The organism is Pseudoalteromonas sp. GW168-MNA-CIBAN-0100 (assembly GCF_040309225.1).
Classification (GTDB): Bacteria; Pseudomonadota; Gammaproteobacteria; order Enterobacterales; family Alteromonadaceae; genus Pseudoalteromonas; species Pseudoalteromonas arctica.
On sequence record NZ_JBEOOL010000869.1, the window covers coordinates 1 to 250 of the forward strand.

The following is a 250-nucleotide window of genomic DNA, read 5'->3' on the forward strand; positions in this document are numbered from 1 at the left end:
ATTTAGAACAAGATGCCGAGCATCGCTTTATTAAAAATAAAGCGGGTAAAGTATTAGGGGTGGCGCGGCTGCACTTTAATAACCAGCAACAAGCTCAGGTTCGCTATATGGCTGTAGCTGAAGAAAGTCGTAATCAGCATATTGGTAGTCGTTTATTACATGACCTAGAAAAAATAGCATGGTCACAAGACGCTGCAGAGTTGGTGTTATTTGCACGCGAGCGCGCACTCGAATTTTATAAGCGCCATGG

General features: G+C 43.6%; 1 protein-coding gene. It reads left to right on the forward strand.

The window, feature by feature from the left end:
- Positions 1 to 250 (forward strand): GNAT family N-acetyltransferase (locus AAEY62_RS23785; protein ID WP_350636930.1); only part of this gene is annotated, 250 nt, incomplete at both ends.